Here is a 16,454-nt window from a genome sequence, read left to right as displayed (position 1 = left end):
CATTTGCGCCCCGGTAAGCATTATCGTTCAGCAACCAGACGAATGATGTCCTCATCCTCTTTCGGTTCGCTTGCCGCTGTTGCGGGTTCCGCTTCTTTTTCTGGTTCGTTTGCTTCGCAAAGGCGGCGTAACAACGCGTTTTGCCGCTTCTGTTGATCCAACAACGCTTCGAGCAGTTCTATCTGCTCGTTGGCACGGGAACTTGCCCGGTTGACAAAGAACCAGAGCGCCAGCCCCACCACCAGAACCACCATTGATACTATTAAAGATGCAAGAGAAAACGCACCAGAGTTTAAAACGTCGTTCATTTCACCACCTCGATGTAGAGACGTCATTCTACCACTGCTACACGGGAAGGAAATCTCTGGTGTAAAACGTTTACCAGGGAATAAATTTATTGATGGCGCAAATACCGCTGAAAAATTGTACATCCTGATCGCACATGATATTAAACACCTGCGCCCACAGCAACAGGCATACTACCACCACGATGCCGAGAACGACCCATCGAAATTTTTTCACTCCACTCTCCGATCTTACATCTTATGTCGCTAAATTATCATGAGTTACTTAAACCAGGAGTAACTGTAGCGGCATTATATGTTTTTAGGAATGATTCACTTGTTTCAATCAATGTACACGCTACTCTTATTCTAACTAAAAAAGAAAAGAGGTAGTAATGCGTTTGATCATTCGCGCAATTGTATTGTTTGCCCTGGTGTGGATAGGCCTGCTGATGAGCGGCTATGGCATCCTGGTGGGAAGTAAAGTGAACGCTGCGGGGCTGGGTTTACAGTGCCATTACCTGACCGCACGCGGCACCAGCACGGCGCAATATCTCCATACCAACAGCGGCATTATTGGCTTTTCCGACTGTCCCATTTTCAGAAAAATCGCCACCGTGGTGGATAATGGCTAAGCGGCAATAAATAATTTCACAGTGAAACTATCACCAATAATTCCCCTATATTGGCTGTTGTTCATAAGTACTGTTAAATAATATTTTAATAACCGTTAAATAAGCCGACAGATATTATCTACTTTTACGATTTCATCCCACCCGATGTTATAAAAAAAGCAGCTACATTTTTCGTAGCTGCTTTTTTTTAACGTCATGCTAATAACGTTGCTTAGAAGGGATAATCGTTGTAACCCATTTGTTCAGAAATTTTACGCGCGGCGGCGTGTAACATAGCCACATATTCCTGTAGGCGTTCTTCTGAAAAACGCAGCGTCGGGAACGAAATGCTTAACCCTGCGATGACTACGCCAAAACGGTCAAATACCGGTACGCCGATACAACGTAATCCTTCTTCCTGTTCTTCGTTATCTTCACCGTATCCTTGCGCACGCACTTCATCCAACAGCGGCAGCAACGCTTCAGTGCTGGTAATCGTGCGTCCCGTGCTTTGCTTATACTCTACGCCGTCGAGAATCTGCTTAACCTCATCGCGGTCACGCCAGGCCAGAAGCACTTTACCGATGGCCGTACTGTACAGCGGATTACGACGCCCAATACGTGAGTACATCCGCAGATTGTACATAGAGTCAATTTTATGGATATAGACAATGCTGTCTTCATCCAGCGCGCCAAGATGGATAGTTTCTTTTGTCAGACGAGACAGTTCGCGCATCTGAATGTCCGCACTGCGGATGAGATCAACATTTTGCAAAGCTCGCGCGCCCAGCTCAAACAGCTTTAGCGTCAGAGAGTATTTTTCAGACTCCCCCTCCTGAGCCACGTAGCCCAGCGTTTTCATGGTTTGCAAAAAGCGATAAACGGTGCTTTTCGACATCATGACGCGCTGCGATAGCTCGGTAATCCCTATTTCACGCTCTTCACCCAGCGCCTGCAGAATGCCGAAAACTTTCAGCACAGAAGATACAGAATCAGGCTGCTTATCCAGATCTGCGTTTGCCATTTATCACCTCATTACGAGCGTTTTATAAAATTCAGAACGAGTTTTTATTATAATTTCACGCCAGGTCGCCCGCAATCCATCTTTGCTTACTTCGTTACAAATCTGCGACATAACAACTCAGTATTAATGCTAACATTATTATTCAGCTCATAATTCCCCTTATTACAAAATACTTATGGAAAAAACACGGGCCGATGGCCTGCCCCTCCCGCAGAGATACGGCGCTATCCTGACGATTATTATCGGTATTTCGATGGCGGTTCTGGATGGCGCAATCGCTAATGTCGCGCTGCCAACCATTGCGACTGATTTACATGCCTCCCCTGCCAGCTCTATCTGGATTGTCAATGCATACCAAATCGCCATTGTCGTCTCACTGCTTTCCCTGTCTTTTTTAGGCGACATGTTTGGTTATCGCCGGATCTACAAATGTGGTTTAGTGGTATTTCTGCTTTCATCATTGTTTTGCGCGCTTTCAGACTCGCTGCAGATGCTGACGCTGGCGCGCATCGCGCAGGGATTTGGCGGCGCGGCGCTAATGAGCGTAAACACGGCGCTGATTCGTCTTATCTACCCCCAGCGTCATCTGGGACGAGGCATGGGAATTAACTCTTTTATCGTCGCAGTCTCTTCCGCCGCGGGTCCGACGATCGCCGCAGCGATTTTGTCCATCTCATCATGGAAATGGCTGTTTCTGATTAATGTCCCGTTAGGTATCATCGCGTTAATTCTGGCCATACGCTTTTTACCAGCAAACATCGCCCATGACACTAAGCCGCGCTTTGACTTACCGAGCGCGGTAATGAATGCGCTCACATTTGGCCTGCTGATTACCGCATTGAGCGGATTTGCCCAGGGACAGTCGCTAACGTTGATTGGCGCAGAGCTGCTCGTTCTGGTCGTGGTCGGGTTTTTCTTCGTGCGCCGCCAGCTTTCTTTGCCCGTCCCTTTGTTACCCATCGACTTGTTACGAATTCCGCTTTTTTCACTCTCGATCGGCACGTCAATTTGCTCGTTCTGCGCACAAATGTTAGCCATGGTCTCGCTACCTTTTTATCTGCAAACCGTGCTGGGCCGTAGCGAAGTAGAAACCGGCCTGTTATTGACGCCCTGGCCGCTGGCAACGATGGTAATGGCGCCGCTGGCGGGATACCTGATAGAACGTCTTCATGCCGGTTTGCTGGGGGCGCTGGGAATGGTGATAATGGCAGCCGGGTTGTTTGCGCTGGTCATGTTGCCAGCCTCCCCCTCCGATCTGAATATTATCTGGCCGATGATCCTTTGTGGCGCAGGGTTTGGCCTGTTCCAGTCGCCGAATAATCACACCATTATCACTTCCGCGCCGCGTGAGCGCAGCGGTGGCGCCAGCGGGATGCTGGGCACGGCGCGACTGTTAGGCCAAAGTACTGGCGCCGCGCTGGTAGCGCTGATGTTGAACCAGTTTGGCGATAGCGGTACGCATCTTTCTCTGCTCGCAGCGGCGATCCTGGCGACTCTCGCGGCGGTGGTGAGCGGTTTACGTATTACGCAACCACGCGTTCAGGCGTAAAAAAAGCGCGTCATTCGACGCGCTTTTCATACTTGCCAGTGGGCTTATTATTTCAGGTACTCACCGCTACGCAGCGCTTCAATGCGTTTATCCAGCGGTGGGTGCGTCATAAACAGCTCGCTTAACGATTTCGATTTACCGTTAATACAAAACGCCATCATGCTGGTCGCTTCTTGCGGCTCGTAGCTGGTTTTCAGGCGCTGCAACGCGGCAATCATTTTTTCACGGCCAACCAGCTTCGCCGATCCCGCATCGGCATGAAACTCACGGTAACGGGAGAACCACATGGTGATGATGCTCGCCAGAATACCGAAGACCAGTTCCAGCACCGTCGCAACGGCGAAATAGATTAGCGGATTACCGTTACTTCCTTCGCCTTCATCGCGGTTGCCGCCCAGAAAACCAGCAGCAATTTGCGCGATAATGCGCGAAATAAAGATAACGAAGGTGTTAACCACCCCCTGAATCAACGTCATCGTCACCATATCGCCATTGGCAATATGGCTGATTTCATGCGCAATGACGGCTTCCGCTTCGTCAGGGCTCATGTTTTGCAACAAACCGGTGCTCACAGCGACCAATGAGGCGTCACGGCGTGCGCCCGTCGCAAACGCGTTAATGTCCGGCGCATGGTAGATAGCAACCTGCGGCATGGCGATACCGGCCTGGCGCGCTTGCGTTGCTACGGTGTTCATCAACCAGCGTTCTCTTTCATTGCGAGGCTGTTCAATAACTTCCCCTCCTACGGATTTTAACGCCATCCATTTGGACATCAGCAATGAAATAAAAGAACCGCCAAAACCAAACAGCAGCGCCATGATCAGCAAGCCTTGCACGCTGCTCGACTGTATCCCTGTCAGGCTCAGAACCAGCCCGAAAACGACCATCACGGCCAGGTTCGTCAGCAGGAAGAGCGCGATTCGCATCATAATTTTCTTTTAACCTCAATTTAACAAAGCGCACTATGCGATTACCCACATCGTATGGGTCTTATGGCTATTTTCAAGCATCACCAGGCGGTAAGTCACGAGAAAAACACAACTTTACATTTTGTAGCATTATCCTGACGACTTCTGCGCTTGTTAAAAAAAACAGGCACAATTTTTTGTGCCTGTTTAGCGTTACTTATCGGCTGCCGCCTGCTCCGCTGGTTTTTCTTTTTCAAGATGCGCCAGGTCCAGAGCAATCTTCACCGTTTCATCAAGGTATGGGTCCGGCTCCTGGTAATCCTTTGGCAGATCGTCCAGTTTCTTCAGCAACGGTTTACCCTCACGTTTAAACCGATCGTTAATGCGCGCCAGACGCAGAGCGTCTTCTTCATTGTTCTCTTTCTCACGCTGCGCATAATTCAGAGAGACGATGTTACGCTTATCCTTCATGGCATTGAAACGTGCGATATCCTTCATGATGTACTGAAACTCAGGATCTTTGGCGATACGCGCGTTGTGCTCTTTCAATAATTCCGGGCCAAACGGGGCTAAATCGTCCGATTTCACGTATTTCGCCGCATCAATGCTATCCCACGGCAAGGCGTTATCTTCAAATTTTTCTCCGGTTTCCGTCTCTTCATTGCCGGTCGGCATGATGATATCCGGCGTGACCCCTTTACGCTGCGTACTACCGCCGTTGACACGGTAAAACTTCTGAATGGTGTACTGCACCGAACCCAGCGCAGGCCATTCCGGGCGAAGCATCTGATCGTAAATTCGGTTTAGCGAACGATATTGCTGTACCGTCCCTTTACCGAAGGTCGGCTCACCGACAATCAGCGCGCGACCATAATCCTGCATCGCGGCAGCGAAGATTTCCGATGCCGAGGCACTGAAACGATCGACCAGCACCACCAGCGGGCCTTTGTAGTAGACCACGCCGTCGGTGTCGCTATCCTCACGCACTTTGCCGTTATTGTCGCGCACCTGAACTATCGGACCAGAAGGGATAAACAGACCGGAAAGCGAAACGGCTTCCGTCAGCGCCCCACCGCCGTTTGAACGCAGATCGATAACGATGCTGTTAACATTCTGTTTTTCCAGCTTCTGAAGCTGAACTTTGACATCATCGGTCAAGCCAACATAGAAGCCTGGAATATCCAGTACGCCAACTTTTTCCTTGCCGACGGTTTTCACCGACATTTTAACCGCGCGATCTTCAAGACGAATCCGTTCACGCGTCAGCGTGATGATACGCGTTTTCGTCCCTTTACCAGCCGGCAGTATTTCCAGTCGGACCTTGCTGCCTTTTGGCCCTTTGATCAGCGCCACCACATCGTCAAGACGCCAGCCAATGACGTCGACCATCGGTTTTCCGGCCTGCCCTACGCCGACGATACGATCGCCGACGCTAATCGACTTGCTCTTCGCTGCTGGGCCGCCGGCGACCAATGAGTTAATGACAGTGTAATCGTCATCCATTTGCAGCACCGCGCCGATACCTTCCAGAGACAGGCTCATTTCGGTATTAAACTGCTCGGTATTGCGGGGAGAAAGATAATTCGTATGCGGGTCGATTTCACGCGCAAAAGCGGTCATCGCCAGCGAGAACACATCTTCACTGTTGGTCTGCGCCAGGCGACGAATAGCGAATTTGTAGCGACGCGTCAGCGTTTCGCGAATTTCTTTGTCGCTCTTGCCGGTGAGTTTCAGACTGAGCTCATCGAATTTCACTTTACCATCCCACAGCGCATTTAGCTCAGCCTCATCTTTCGGCCAGGGCGCTTTACTGCGGTCCAGGTTAAACGTATCGTTTCCGGTGAAATCCATTGGCCGTTCCAGCACTTTTAGCGCGTACTGGTAACGTTCAAACCGGCGCTTTTGCGCCAGGTTATAAAGATCGTAAAAAACATCCAGCTTACCCGTGCGCAGCTCATCGCCCAACACGGTTTTCTTTTTCGCAAACTGCTCGACATCGCTCGCCAACAAAACGTTGTGGCTATAGTCGAGAAGATTCAGATAGCGATCAAAAATCTTTGCCGAAAATGCCTCATCCAGATCGAACTGGCGATAGTGGGAGCGGGTAAAACGCGACGTTACGCGCTCGCTCACCGTCGCATGTTGCGTCTCTTCCTTTAGTACGGGAATTTGATCGGCACGCGTAATATCTTCCACGGCGAAGGACTGGCCTGCTAATGCAAGCAGGCCAGCTAACGCGGTAAGCCTAAAAAAAGTGTTCATGCCAGGCCTGGCCTCCGTTTCAGAACACCAGGTGTTCTGCGCGTACAATCAAAGACATACCCGAATTCAGCTGTACACGGACACCATCTTTGGTGATTTCTAATACGGTGGCATCCATCGCATTATTACCCGCTTTCACCTTGAGGGACTGCCCTACGGTCAATACTGAAATATCAGAAACCGGCGTGTGCTTCTCTTCGCGAGGCGCACGCGGCGCTTTCGTCGTCGGTTTATCAGCGCGAGGTTTACGTTCAGCGCCTTCTTTACGACGCGCTACCGGGCGAGGTTTACGCTCGCGTCGCGGCGCGTCTTCTTTTTCGCCAGCCGCCGCGGCAGCTTCGCGTTTTTTCGCTTGCTGCTCTGCGCGCTGCGCCTGAACACGGGCTTTGGCTTCTTCAAGCTGCTTACGCGCATGTTCGACATGCTGTTCTTCCAGCTCGCCGCACGGATTGCCATCAAGGTCGACGCGCGTTGCGCCCGGCTTAACGCCGTACAGGTAACGCCAGCTTGAAGTATAAAGACGTAAAGCGGAACGAAGTTGCGTTTTGCTGAGGTTCATTTCGCCCCCAACTCGCTCTACCAGATCCTGAAAAATACCAATTTTCAGCGGGCGAGCTTCGCCTTCCGCACTAAAACAGTGAGGAAAACGCTCGGCCAGAAACGCGATAACTTCTTTACTGCTATTCAACTTAGGTTGATTTTCCATGAAATTTCCTGATTACAACGGACGTAGCCAACAAGCAGCAGGCATGAACAGGCGTCATTATAATGACGCCATCAGTAATTGCTACGTTATCCGTTGATTATCCTGCGACGCTCGCAAAGAATTTTTTGTAATCCGTCGTTGCAAGCACGGTTTCAAGCTGTGCGACCAGCGTACGCAGGCCGTGTTCATCTTCTTCGGTAAAACGGCCAAACGCCGTGCTATCTATATCCAGCACGCCGATAATCCGTTCGCCAACCGTGACAGGCAGCACAATTTCGGCGTTGCTGGCGGCATCACAGGCAATATGGCCGTCAAACGCATGAACATCATCAATACGTTGAACCTTATTCTGCGCTACCGCTGCGCCGCACACGCCGCGACCAACCGGAATCCGCACACAGGCGATTCGCCCCTGAAACGGCCCCAACACCAGCGTATCGCCTTCGAGGAGATAAAATCCCGCCCAGTTCACCTCGGTAAGGCGTTCGAACAGTAGCGCGCTGGTATTCGCCAGCGTGGCCAGAAAGCTGGTTTCACCTGCCATTAACGACTGAAAATCGCGGTTTAACGCCGCGTATAGTTCTGTTTTGCTCATTATATAATCACTTCGTGGTCTTACTCCTAAACACAGGCTATTAAAATAAGCATTAAATGCGTTCTTGCTCAAGATTATTCCTGTCATGAGTTAAGATTACATTATTCTAACACTTTGATTCACGATACATGGCTCTGAACACCTCACACGTCACGCCAACAAAAAAGCTAACGATCAGGTCAATTAGCGAAGCGCTGCCGCGCAGCCACTACCAGCGCTGCCCTGAATGCGACATGCTGTTCAGCTTGCCGGAGATGAGCGCTCATCAAAGCGCTTATTGTCCTCGTTGCCAGGCCAAAATTCGCGATGGGCGCGACTGGTCGCTGACGCGGCTGACCGCGATGGCAGTAACCATGCTGCTATTGATGCCGTTTGCCTGGAGCGAACCGTTACTCCATATCTACCTGTTGGGCGTACGCATTGATGCCAATGTGATGCACGGCATCTGGCAAATGACGCAGCAGGGCGATCCGTTAACCGCCGCAATGGTGCTCTTTTGCGTGGTGGGCGCGCCGCTTATTTTGGTTTTTTCAATTGCTTACCTGTGGTTTGGCAGCCTTCTCGGCATGAATCTGCGTCCAGTCCTGCTGATGCTGGAAAAACTGAAAGAGTGGGTGATGCTGGACATCTATCTGGTCGGTATTGGCGTTGCCTCTATCAAAGTGCAGGACTATGCCTTTCTGCAGCCGGGCATCGGGCTTTTAGCGTTCGTCTCGTTGGTGGTTCTTAGCATTCTGACTATGATTCATCTGAATGTGGAGCAACTATGGGAACGATTTTATCCACAGCGCCCTGCTCAACGTGCGGACGAAAGATTGCGCGTCTGTCTTGGCTGCCACTTTAGCGGCTATCCGGATGCGAAAGGACGCTGCCCGCGTTGTCATATTCCGCTACGGTTACGTAGAAAACAGAGCATACAGAAGTGTTGGGCGGCCTTGCTGGCGTCTATTGTCTTTTTGCTGCCGGCAAACCTGCTGCCTATCTCAGTAATCTACATTAATGGCGGGCGTCAGGAAGATACTATCCTGTCGGGCATTATGTCGCTTGCCAGCAGCAATATCGCCGTCGCCGCCGTCGTTTTTATCGCCAGTATTTTGGTGCCGTTTACCAAAGTCATCGTGATGTTTACGCTACTGTTGAGTATCCATTTTAAATGCGAACAGGGACTGCGGACGCGAATTCTGTTGCTGCGTCTGGTGACATGGATAGGCCGCTGGTCGATGCTGGATCTTTTCGTTATCTCGTTAACCATGTCTCTGATTAATCGCGATCAGATTCTGGCTTTTACTATGGGACCGGCTGCGTTTTATTTCGGCGCAGCGGTAATTTTGACTATTCTTGCAGTGGAATGGCTGGATAGCCGCTTACTTTGGGATGCACATGAGTCAGGAAACGCCCGCTTCGAAGACTGAAGCGCAAATTAAAACCAAACGCCGTATTTCACCTTTCTGGCTGCTACCGCTTATCGCGCTAATGATCGCAGGGTGGCTAGTATGGGATAGCTACCAGGATCGCGGCAATAGCGTGACTATCGATTTTATGTCGGCGGATGGTATCGTACCAGGCCGGACTCCCGTTCGTTATCAGGGAGTAGAAGTCGGCACCGTGGAAGATGTCAGCCTGAGCAAAGATCTGCGCAAAATTGAAGTTCGCGTCAGTATCAAATCAGATATGGAAGATGCGTTGCGCGAAGAGACGCAATTCTGGCTGGTGACGCCCAAAGCCTCGCTGGCGGGCGTTTCCGGCCTGGATGCGTTGGTCGGCGGGAATTACATCGGTATGATGCCAGGTAAAGGCAAGCCCAGGGATCATTTCGTCGCCCTGGATACACAGCCTAAATACCGGCTTAGCAACGGCGATCTGATGATTCATCTCAATGCGCCGGATCTCGGCTCGCTTAATAGCGGTTCACTGGTCTATTTCCGTAAAATCCCTGTCGGACGGGTGTATGACTATTCGATTAACCCTAACAAACAGGGCGTGACGATTGACGTTCTGATTGAGCGACGGTTTACCGATCTGGTGAAAAAAGGCAGCCGTTTCTGGAATGTCTCCGGCATTGACGCCGATCTAAGCCTGAGCGGCGCGAAGGTGAAACTGGAGAGCCTCGCGGCCCTGGTCAATGGCGCGATTGCGTTTGACTCACCGGACAATTCCAAACCCGCCGCCCAGGATGACACGTTCGGCTTATATAAAGATTTAGCCCACAGCCAACGAGGGGTAATCGTTAAACTTGAGCTGCCCAGCGGAGACGGTCTGAAGGCGGAATCTACGCCGCTCATGTACCAGGGACTGGAGGTGGGTGAGCTTTCTAAACTGACGCTCAACCCTGGCGGTAAAGTCACCGGAGAGATGACCGTCGATCCCAGCGTTGTTCCGCTGATGCGGGAAAATACGCGCATTGAGTTACGCAATCCCAAACTGTCGCTGAGCGACGCGAATATCAGTTCGTTGTTAACCGGAAAAACCTTCGAACTGGTGCCGGGCGACGGCGAACCGCGCAGTGAATTTGTGGTGGTGCCGGGTGAAAAAGCCCTGCTGCATGAGGCGAATGCCTTAACCCTGACGCTGACGGCCCCGGAAAGTTACGGCATCGAACCGGGCCAGCCGTTAATTTTACATGGCGTAAAAATTGGCCAGGTCATTGAGCGCAATTTATCCAGTAAAGGCGTGTCATTCACCGTCGCGATTGAACCGCAGCACCGGGATTTGGTACAGGGCGACAGTAAATTCGTGGTCAACAGCCGGGTGGATGTCAAAGTCGGCCTTGACGGCGTAGAGTTCCTCGGCGCCAGCGCCAGCGAGTGGATTGACGGCGGAATTCGTATTTTACCCGGTACGAGCGGGAAGATGAAATCCACCTACCCGCTCTATGCTAACCTGGAAAAAGCGCTGGAAAATAGCCTCAGTGACTTACCGACTACCACCTTAACGCTGACGGCCGAAACGTTGCCGGATGTCCAGGCAGGTTCCGTCGTGCTGTATCGAAAATTTGAAGTAGGCGAAGTCATCACCGTTCGCCCACGCGCCAATACCTTTGACATCGACCTGCATATTAAGCCGGAGTATCGCCACCTGTTAACCAGCAATAGCGTGTTCTGGGCGGAAGGCGGCGCGAAAGTGCAACTTAACGGCAGCGGCCTAACGGTACAGGCCTCGCCACTCTCCCGCGCGCTGAAAGGGGCCATTAGTTTTGATAACCTGAGCGGCGCCAGCGCCAGTCGGCGCAAAGGCGATAAACGCATTCTTTATGCTTCAGAAACTTCCGCCCGCGCGGTAGGCGGACAAATTACGCTGCACGCGTTCGACGCCGGAAAATTGGCGGAGGGGATGCCAATTCGTTACCTCGGTATTGATATCGGCCAGATCCAGACGCTGGAATTGATCACCGCACGTAATGAAGTGCAGGCAAAAGCCGTCCTTTATCCGGAGTACGTACAGACATTTGCCCGCGCCGGGACACGTTTTTCCGTTATTACGCCACAAATTTCCGCGGCGGGCGTCGAGCATCTGGATACGATTCTCCAGCCCTATATTAACGTTGAGCCAGGACGCGGCGCGGCGCGGCGCGACTTTGAACTGCAGGAAGCCACGATTACCGACTCACGCTATCTGGATGGGTTAAGCATCGTCGTGGAGGCGCCAGAAGCAGGCTCGCTTAATATTGGCACCCCCGTCCTGTTCCGCGGTATCGAAGTGGGAACCGTCACCGGAATGTCCCTGGGGTCGCTCTCCGATCGCGTGATGATCACCTTGCGTATCAGTAAGCGTTACCAATATCTGGTGCGTAATAACTCCGTATTCTGGCTTGCCTCCGGCTATAGTCTCGACTTTGGTCTGACAGGCGGCGTGGTGAAAACGGGGACATTTAATCAGTTCATCCGTGGCGGTATCGCCTTCGCTACTCCACCAGGTACGCCGCTGGCGCCAAAAGCGCAAGCCGGTAAGCATTTCCTGTTACAAGAGAGCGAACCGAAAGAGTGGCGTGAATGGGGCACCGCTCTGCCACGTTAAACACCAGGCTCCGGCGTACTCGCGCCGGAGCGTTTTATGCTACACTGCGCGCCTGTTTTTTTGCCGGCGATACACCTGTGGCTCAACACGCTGTCTATTTTCCTGACGCTTTTCTGACGCAAATGCGTGAAGCAATGCCTTCCACGCTCTCTTTTGATGAATTTATTTCGGCCTGCCAACGCCCGTTGCGCCGCAGTATACGCATCAATACGCTTAAAATCTCCGTGGCTGATTTCCTTGCCCTAATCGCGCCCTACGGCTGGTCGCTCACGCCAATTCCGTGGTGTCATGAAGGATTCTGGATCGAGCGCGATGATGAAGAGGCATTGCCGCTTGGCAGTACCGCTGAGCATTTAAGCGGCCTGTTTTACATTCAGGAGGCCAGTTCTATGCTGCCGGTCGCGGCCCTGTTCGCCGATGATAATCATCCGCAGCGGGTCATGGATATGGCAGCGGCGCCTGGCTCCAAAACCACGCAGATCGCTGCCCGCATGGGGAACCGCGGCGCCATTCTGGCCAACGAATTTTCGGCCAGCCGCGTCAAAGTTCTGCACGCTAATATCAGCCGATGTGGAATCGCCAATACCGCACTGACGCATTTCGATGGCCGCGTATTTGGCGCTGCGTTACCGGAGATGTTTGACGCTATCCTGCTGGATGCGCCCTGCTCTGGCGAAGGCGTAGTACGTAAAGATCCTGATGCGCTAAAAAACTGGTCGCCAGAAAGCAATCTGGATATCGCGGCTACACAGCGGGAACTGCTCGACAGCGCTTTTCATGCTTTACGACCCGGCGGCACGCTGGTCTACTCCACCTGCACGTTAAATCGCCAGGAAAACGAAGCGGTCTGCCTCTGGCTGCAAGAGACCTACGCCGACGCCGTTGAATTTTTGCCGCTGGGTGATCTGTTTCCTGACGCTGACCGCGCCCTCACCCCGGAAGGCTTCCTGCACGTCTTCCCGCAAATTTACGACTGCGAAGGATTCTTCGTCGCACGTCTGCGTAAAATGTCATCCCTTCCAGCCATGCCCGCGCCGGGGTATAAAGTGGGGGCGTTTCCTTTTACCCCCCTCAAAGGCCGCGAAGCATTACACGTTACCCAGGCGGCCAACGCCGTCGGACTGTTATGGGATGAAAATCTCCATCTTTGGCAGCGTGAAAAAGAGGTCTGGCTGTTCCCGGCAGAGATTGAATCACTGATCGGAAAAGTCCGTTTTTCCCGGCTCGGCATTAAGCTGGCCGAAAGTCATAATAAAGGCTATCGCTGGCAACATGAGGCGACGATAGCCCTTGCCTGCCCGACTCATGCTCACGCGTTCGAACTCTCTGCGCAAGAGGCGGAGGAGTGGTATCGCGGTCGGGATATTTATCCGCAAACACCCCCTGCCGCTGATGATGTCCTGGTGACGTTCCAGCGTCAGCCGCTTGGTCTGGCAAAACGTATCGGCTCAAGAATAAAGAACAGTTACCCGCGTGAACTGGTACGTGATGGCAAACTCTTTACTGGTAATAGTTAAAAGGCGCACAAAAAAACCGCACTTTTTGACTGGCGCTTTTGCGTACGTTGACTACGCTGAAAAATGGACGACTAAACTGGTCGTACCACAATTAGCGTATTAACGGAGAGCACGATGATGAAAACCAGTGTGCGCATTGGCGCTTTTGAAATCGACGATGCTGAATTACATGGCGAATCGCCGGGGGAGCGAACGTTAACTATCCCCTGTAAATCCGATCCGGATTTATGTATGCAACTGGACGCCTGGGATGCCGAAACCAGCGTTCCCGCCATTCTCAACGGGGAACATTCCGTTTTGTTCCGTAATCATTACGATCCTAAATCTGATGCCTGGGTCATGCGTCTTGCCTGACTCAAAAAGAACCCGTCGCCAGGCGGGTTATTTATTCTTCCTTTTCTCATTTCCCCCCTGCGCTAACCTCTCCTACACTATCGTGTAAAGTAGTTAACATTGAGGATGTAATGTTCGCGCTGGTACTTTTTGTATGTTACCTGGATGGAGGATGCGAGGATATTGTCGTGGACATCTACGATACCGAGCAGCAATGTCTTTATTCGATGGACGATCAACGGATTCGCCATGGCGGCTGTTTTCCGGTAGAGGATTTTATCGACGGCTTCTGGCGACCTGCGCAGCAATATAGCGATTTTTAACCCTGGTCGCTGATGCCGCTATTGTATCCGCGCTAACGTCAATTGCCCGCCAAATACCGCGCCCGTATCAATATAGTGTACGTTGTCGAAATCCATGCGCCGGCGCAACGGCGTATGGCCAAACCAAAAATGATCGGCTCCGCTAATCCCGCCGCGCTTATTTATGAGCCGTTCGCGGCTCCAGAGAACCTGATGTAAATCGACCTTTCTTTGCCATTGATAGGTTGACGCGGGGTAATCAGCATGAGCGATCACATGCGTGCTATGGCGGCAGCGAACTTCCAGTATCCAGGGCAGCCGCTGACAAAGGATAAAAAGCGCTTCAGCTTGCGCAGCGTGTTCAGCGGTCAGGCGGGTAAACCAGTCGCCACCATTCATCAACCACAGCGTCGACTGCAATGAGGCCCGCGCATCCAGCGCCATTTGTTCATGATTGCCGCGAACCGCCATCATCCAGGACTCACGCAGTAAAGCCAGGCAACCCAGGCTGTCCGGGCCTCTATCAATGAGATCGCCCACAGAAACTAACAAGTCTTGTTGCGGATCAAATCGACACTCACGTAACCTTTTCATTAACATTGAAAAACAGCCGTGAATATCGCCAACCACCCAGACATGCCGCCAATTCTTTGCCTCTATTCGCTGATAAATCTCTTCAGGCCGCATCATGTTTTTCCTGTCGTTCATTATCCAGGACAGATATAAAAAGATAGCGTGTGCAGATTTTTTTGCTTAGTAAGCGTGCGCTGTTGTAAATAGCGAATTTCACCATTAGCGAGTAAATGCTTTGTTATCATCGCAATAAAATATAACTGGCTGCGCCAGGGGAGTGTTATCCCCTGGCGCAGCGAGCTACTCACTATCGCCTGTTCACCTTCAATATTTTCCCTCCTTAAAAACATATCGGAAACATAAACCACATATCGACACCACAGGCTTCAGCACACTCTTTAGCTGAGTGAGTTGCAAGGCAAACCAGCGCCAATGCAGGTGTCGTTACCGTGGCGACCATCGCCCCCACAAACAGGCGCAGCACAATTTTTTTTAAAGGCGGCATAACCTCTCCTGACAGTTAACAGACCATTAATCCTTATCGAGACATCATCCGTGCGCGGGTATCATAGACTTAACAACACGCAGCGTTACAAAAAAAGCTGTCTGGTTATACCGGTATTTAGAGTAATAACAATTATTTTAAGTTTTAAGGGTATCCATTTGATTTTTATATTAAAATAAAGATGACGACGTTTTGTTAAAAGCGTCGCCATAAAAATGAATATATAGTTTCAGAAAATCTGCTATTAATTCATATGGTTAATAGCAGTATTGTGTTTGCTATCTTCAGGAGGCATTCTGAAGATACTTATTCGCGATATTTTCTATAGTTAGCTGAAATTGTTGTGGCGTCGGCATCGTCCCCTTATTAAACAGCGGCGTAACCTCTTTCATAACGATTTTCTCAGCATACGCTTTAAAAGACACCTGCTGATTATGATTTATAAACATATGCGGATATTTAATGCTCGCTGCAGCAATGAGGGGGACGACAAAAGGATTCGCCCCTGCCCCACCTGGAGTAAATACGCCGTTTTTTATCTCCCCAGGTAGCCCCGCATTCTGCGCAGCCTCTCCTATCTCTTTCAGAAAGGGGGTAATACTGACCCCTTTACTGATGAGTAATTTACAACAGTGATCTTTATTATTACTGTACACGGCTGATAACATGGCTTCGCATGTCTGACGAGCATAGGCCGGATCTTTACTCGCATTACCTTTGATATCCAGGCTATTGAGCTTTTGCAGCATAAAATCTTTAACAGTTTTACTGGTTAATACTGCCCTACCCTCAGAGGCGCTCCCACGATGAAAATGGGTAGTCGGTATGTCTGTTTGCAGATGCAGGCTAAAGCGATCTGACAGACTCGTCGACAGACTGATAAAGCTATTTCTAACGGCAGTAATACTTTTTGCAAAAACGTCCTGATCCGTTGTTTTTTCTTTTACTGGTTCAACGTCACTTCTATGGATTCTGTAGTGCTGGGTGGATAGTGTTATGTTAGTCACGGTAGTTCTCCTTTTGGGTACCTATGCATAGCTACACTTTATTTATATTTCTTGCTTTCAAAAAATAGCCACCTTCGCCACAACCATTTTTATTTATTGATCTTTATAAATTTTATTTTCCTGATGAATTTTGCTCTTCTGTCACTTAGCCTGTTTTTTCGGCGTAAGGTGATCGACTTTTATCCAGGAACATTTTTACCGGGACAATCCTGAACAGGCAAAACATCACTTCAATTCAACTGCTGCGTCACACAAAACATT

Annotated in this window: 18 protein-coding genes; 7 read left to right on the top strand and 11 right to left on the bottom strand. The window is 50.8% G+C overall.

Annotated elements, in window-relative coordinates; genetic code table 11:
• Positions 1-20: 20 nt before the first annotated feature.
• Positions 21-308, bottom strand: coding sequence for a YebO family protein (locus NA197_RS13775; RefSeq protein WP_001000660.1), 288 nt, complete (start codon positions 306-308; stop codon positions 21-23).
• 70 nt (positions 309-378) lie between these two features.
• Positions 379-522: a PhoP/PhoQ regulator MgrB gene (gene mgrB / locus NA197_RS13770; RefSeq protein WP_000714547.1), complete on the bottom strand. Its 144-nt coding sequence runs from the start codon at positions 520-522 to the stop codon at positions 379-381.
• A gap of 157 nt (positions 523-679) precedes the next feature.
• Between mgrB and yobH the strand changes: the two genes are divergently transcribed.
• Positions 680-919 (top strand): invasion protein YobH, encoded by a 240-nt coding sequence (yobH, locus tag NA197_RS13765; RefSeq protein WP_001236777.1) that lies wholly within the window; start codon positions 680-682, stop codon positions 917-919.
• A gap of 211 nt (positions 920-1,130) precedes the next feature.
• Here the strand turns inward: yobH and kdgR are convergent, their stop codons facing one another.
• Positions 1,131-1,922 carry a DNA-binding transcriptional regulator KdgR gene (gene kdgR, locus NA197_RS13760; RefSeq protein WP_001262195.1) on the bottom strand — a complete coding sequence of 264 codons (792 nt, stop codon included), beginning with the start codon at positions 1,920-1,922 and terminating at the stop codon, positions 1,131-1,133.
• A gap of 175 nt (positions 1,923-2,097) precedes the next feature.
• Between kdgR and NA197_RS13755 the strand changes: the two genes are divergently transcribed.
• Entirely contained in the window at positions 2,098-3,471 is a 1,374-nt protein-coding gene (locus NA197_RS13755) for an MFS transporter (RefSeq protein WP_000416139.1), read from the top strand.
• Positions 3,472-3,518: 47 nt separating this feature from the next.
• Here the strand turns inward: NA197_RS13755 and htpX are convergent, their stop codons facing one another.
• From htpX to NA197_RS13735, 4 genes are all read right to left on the bottom strand, one after another.
• The gene (gene htpX, locus NA197_RS13750; protein ID WP_000984498.1) at positions 3,519-4,400 is read right to left on the bottom strand and encodes a protease HtpX; all 882 of its coding nucleotides are present in this window, start codon (positions 4,398-4,400) and stop codon (positions 3,519-3,521) included.
• Between the two features lie 192 nt (positions 4,401-4,592).
• Complete coding sequence (prc, locus tag NA197_RS13745) at positions 4,593-6,641, bottom strand: carboxy terminal-processing peptidase (protein WP_001525059.1); 2,049 nt, start codon at positions 6,639-6,641, stop codon at positions 4,593-4,595.
• A 19-nt stretch (positions 6,642-6,660) separates the two neighbouring features.
• Complete coding sequence (gene proQ, locus NA197_RS13740) at positions 6,661-7,347, bottom strand: RNA chaperone ProQ (protein WP_000431401.1); 687 nt, start codon at positions 7,345-7,347, stop codon at positions 6,661-6,663.
• A 97-nt stretch (positions 7,348-7,444) separates the two neighbouring features.
• Positions 7,445-7,942: a GAF domain-containing protein gene (locus NA197_RS13735; protein ID WP_001518229.1), complete on the bottom strand. Its 498-nt coding sequence runs from the start codon at positions 7,940-7,942 to the stop codon at positions 7,445-7,447.
• A 128-nt stretch (positions 7,943-8,070) separates the two neighbouring features.
• Here NA197_RS13735 and yebS point away from each other — a divergent pair, with 128 nt between their 5' ends.
• The 5 genes from yebS to NA197_RS13710 all read left to right on the top strand — a co-directional run bounded on the left by yebS (position 8,071) and on the right by NA197_RS13710 (position 14,129).
• Positions 8,071-9,354: a membrane integrity lipid transport subunit YebS gene (yebS, locus tag NA197_RS13730; RefSeq protein ID WP_001207293.1), complete on the top strand. Its 1,284-nt coding sequence runs from the start codon at positions 8,071-8,073 to the stop codon at positions 9,352-9,354.
• Positions 9,323-11,956, top strand: coding sequence for a PqiB family protein (locus NA197_RS13725; RefSeq protein ID WP_001529852.1), 2,634 nt, complete (start codon positions 9,323-9,325; stop codon positions 11,954-11,956). Before yebS ends, NA197_RS13725 begins: the two co-directional genes overlap by 32 nt.
• 77 nt (positions 11,957-12,033) lie before the next feature.
• Positions 12,034-13,473 (top strand): 16S rRNA (cytosine(1407)-C(5))-methyltransferase RsmF, encoded by a 1,440-nt coding sequence (gene rsmF / locus NA197_RS13720; RefSeq protein WP_023226863.1) that lies wholly within the window; start codon positions 12,034-12,036, stop codon positions 13,471-13,473.
• A 117-nt stretch (positions 13,474-13,590) separates the two neighbouring features.
• Positions 13,591-13,827 (top strand): YebV family protein, encoded by a 237-nt coding sequence (locus NA197_RS13715; protein WP_024131167.1) that lies wholly within the window; start codon positions 13,591-13,593, stop codon positions 13,825-13,827.
• A gap of 110 nt (positions 13,828-13,937) precedes the next feature.
• Positions 13,938-14,129, top strand: coding sequence for a YebW family protein (locus NA197_RS13710; RefSeq protein WP_000457838.1), 192 nt, complete (start codon positions 13,938-13,940; stop codon positions 14,127-14,129).
• Between the two features lie 18 nt (positions 14,130-14,147).
• Here the strand turns inward: NA197_RS13710 and pphA are convergent, their stop codons facing one another.
• From pphA to sopE2, 4 genes are all read right to left on the bottom strand, one after another.
• Entirely contained in the window at positions 14,148-14,798 is a 651-nt protein-coding gene (gene pphA / locus NA197_RS13705; RefSeq protein ID WP_064043474.1) for a protein-serine/threonine phosphatase, read from the bottom strand.
• Positions 14,799-14,815: 17 nt separating this feature from the next.
• Positions 14,816-15,031, bottom strand: a complete 216-nt coding sequence (locus NA197_RS13700) for a serine/threonine protein phosphatase (RefSeq protein ID WP_319792432.1) — start codon at positions 15,029-15,031, stop codon at positions 14,816-14,818.
• The gene (locus NA197_RS13695) at positions 15,022-15,186 is read right to left on the bottom strand and encodes a hypothetical protein (RefSeq protein ID WP_001134855.1); all 165 of its coding nucleotides are present in this window, start codon (positions 15,184-15,186) and stop codon (positions 15,022-15,024) included. The genes NA197_RS13700 and NA197_RS13695 overlap by 10 nt, the downstream gene beginning before the upstream one ends.
• Positions 15,187-15,470: 284 nt before the next feature.
• Positions 15,471-16,193 carry an SPI-1 type III secretion system guanine nucleotide exchange factor SopE2 gene (gene sopE2, locus NA197_RS13690; RefSeq protein ID WP_052932126.1) on the bottom strand — a complete coding sequence of 241 codons (723 nt, stop codon included), beginning with the start codon at positions 16,191-16,193 and terminating at the stop codon, positions 15,471-15,473.
• Positions 16,194-16,454: the final 261 nt, after the last annotated feature.

It is taken from the genome of Salmonella sp. NW884, from assembly GCF_051700745.1.
GTDB classification, from domain to species: domain Bacteria; phylum Pseudomonadota; class Gammaproteobacteria; order Enterobacterales; family Enterobacteriaceae; genus Salmonella; species Salmonella enterica.
The sequence above is the reverse complement of the archived record's forward strand: the minus strand, read 5'-3'. Positions and strand labels throughout refer to the sequence as shown.

Excerpts from the sequence above, each read along its gene's own strand:
- NA197_RS13775 (WP_001000660.1), bottom strand. The coding sequence starts at position 308 with ATGAACGACGTTTTAAACTCTGGTGCGTTTTCTCTTGCATCTTTAATA.
- yobH (WP_001236777.1), top strand. The coding sequence starts at position 680 with ATGCGTTTGATCATTCGCGCAATTGTATTGTTTGCCCTGGTGTGGATA.
- kdgR (WP_001262195.1), bottom strand. The coding sequence starts at position 1,922 with ATGGCAAACGCAGATCTGGATAAGCAGCCTGATTCTGTATCTTCTGTG.
- NA197_RS13755 (WP_000416139.1), top strand. The coding sequence starts at position 2,098 with ATGGAAAAAACACGGGCCGATGGCCTGCCCCTCCCGCAGAGATACGGC.
- htpX (WP_000984498.1), bottom strand. The coding sequence starts at position 4,400 with ATGATGCGAATCGCGCTCTTCCTGCTGACGAACCTGGCCGTGATGGTC.
- prc (WP_001525059.1), bottom strand. The coding sequence starts at position 6,641 with ATGAACACTTTTTTTAGGCTTACCGCGTTAGCTGGCCTGCTTGCATTA.
- proQ (WP_000431401.1), bottom strand. The coding sequence starts at position 7,347 with ATGGAAAATCAACCTAAGTTGAATAGCAGTAAAGAAGTTATCGCGTTT.
- NA197_RS13735 (WP_001518229.1), bottom strand. The coding sequence starts at position 7,942 with ATGAGCAAAACAGAACTATACGCGGCGTTAAACCGCGATTTTCAGTCG.
- yebS (WP_001207293.1), top strand. The coding sequence starts at position 8,071 with ATGGCTCTGAACACCTCACACGTCACGCCAACAAAAAAGCTAACGATC.
- NA197_RS13725 (WP_001529852.1), top strand. The coding sequence starts at position 9,323 with ATGAGTCAGGAAACGCCCGCTTCGAAGACTGAAGCGCAAATTAAAACC.
- NA197_RS13715 (WP_024131167.1), top strand. The coding sequence starts at position 13,591 with ATGAAAACCAGTGTGCGCATTGGCGCTTTTGAAATCGACGATGCTGAA.
- NA197_RS13710 (WP_000457838.1), top strand. The coding sequence starts at position 13,938 with ATGTTCGCGCTGGTACTTTTTGTATGTTACCTGGATGGAGGATGCGAG.
- pphA (WP_064043474.1), bottom strand. The coding sequence starts at position 14,798 with ATGATGCGGCCTGAAGAGATTTATCAGCGAATAGAGGCAAAGAATTGG.
- NA197_RS13700 (WP_319792432.1), bottom strand. The coding sequence starts at position 15,031 with ATGTTTTTAAGGAGGGAAAATATTGAAGGTGAACAGGCGATAGTGAGT.
- NA197_RS13695 (WP_001134855.1), bottom strand. The coding sequence starts at position 15,186 with ATGCCGCCTTTAAAAAAAATTGTGCTGCGCCTGTTTGTGGGGGCGATG.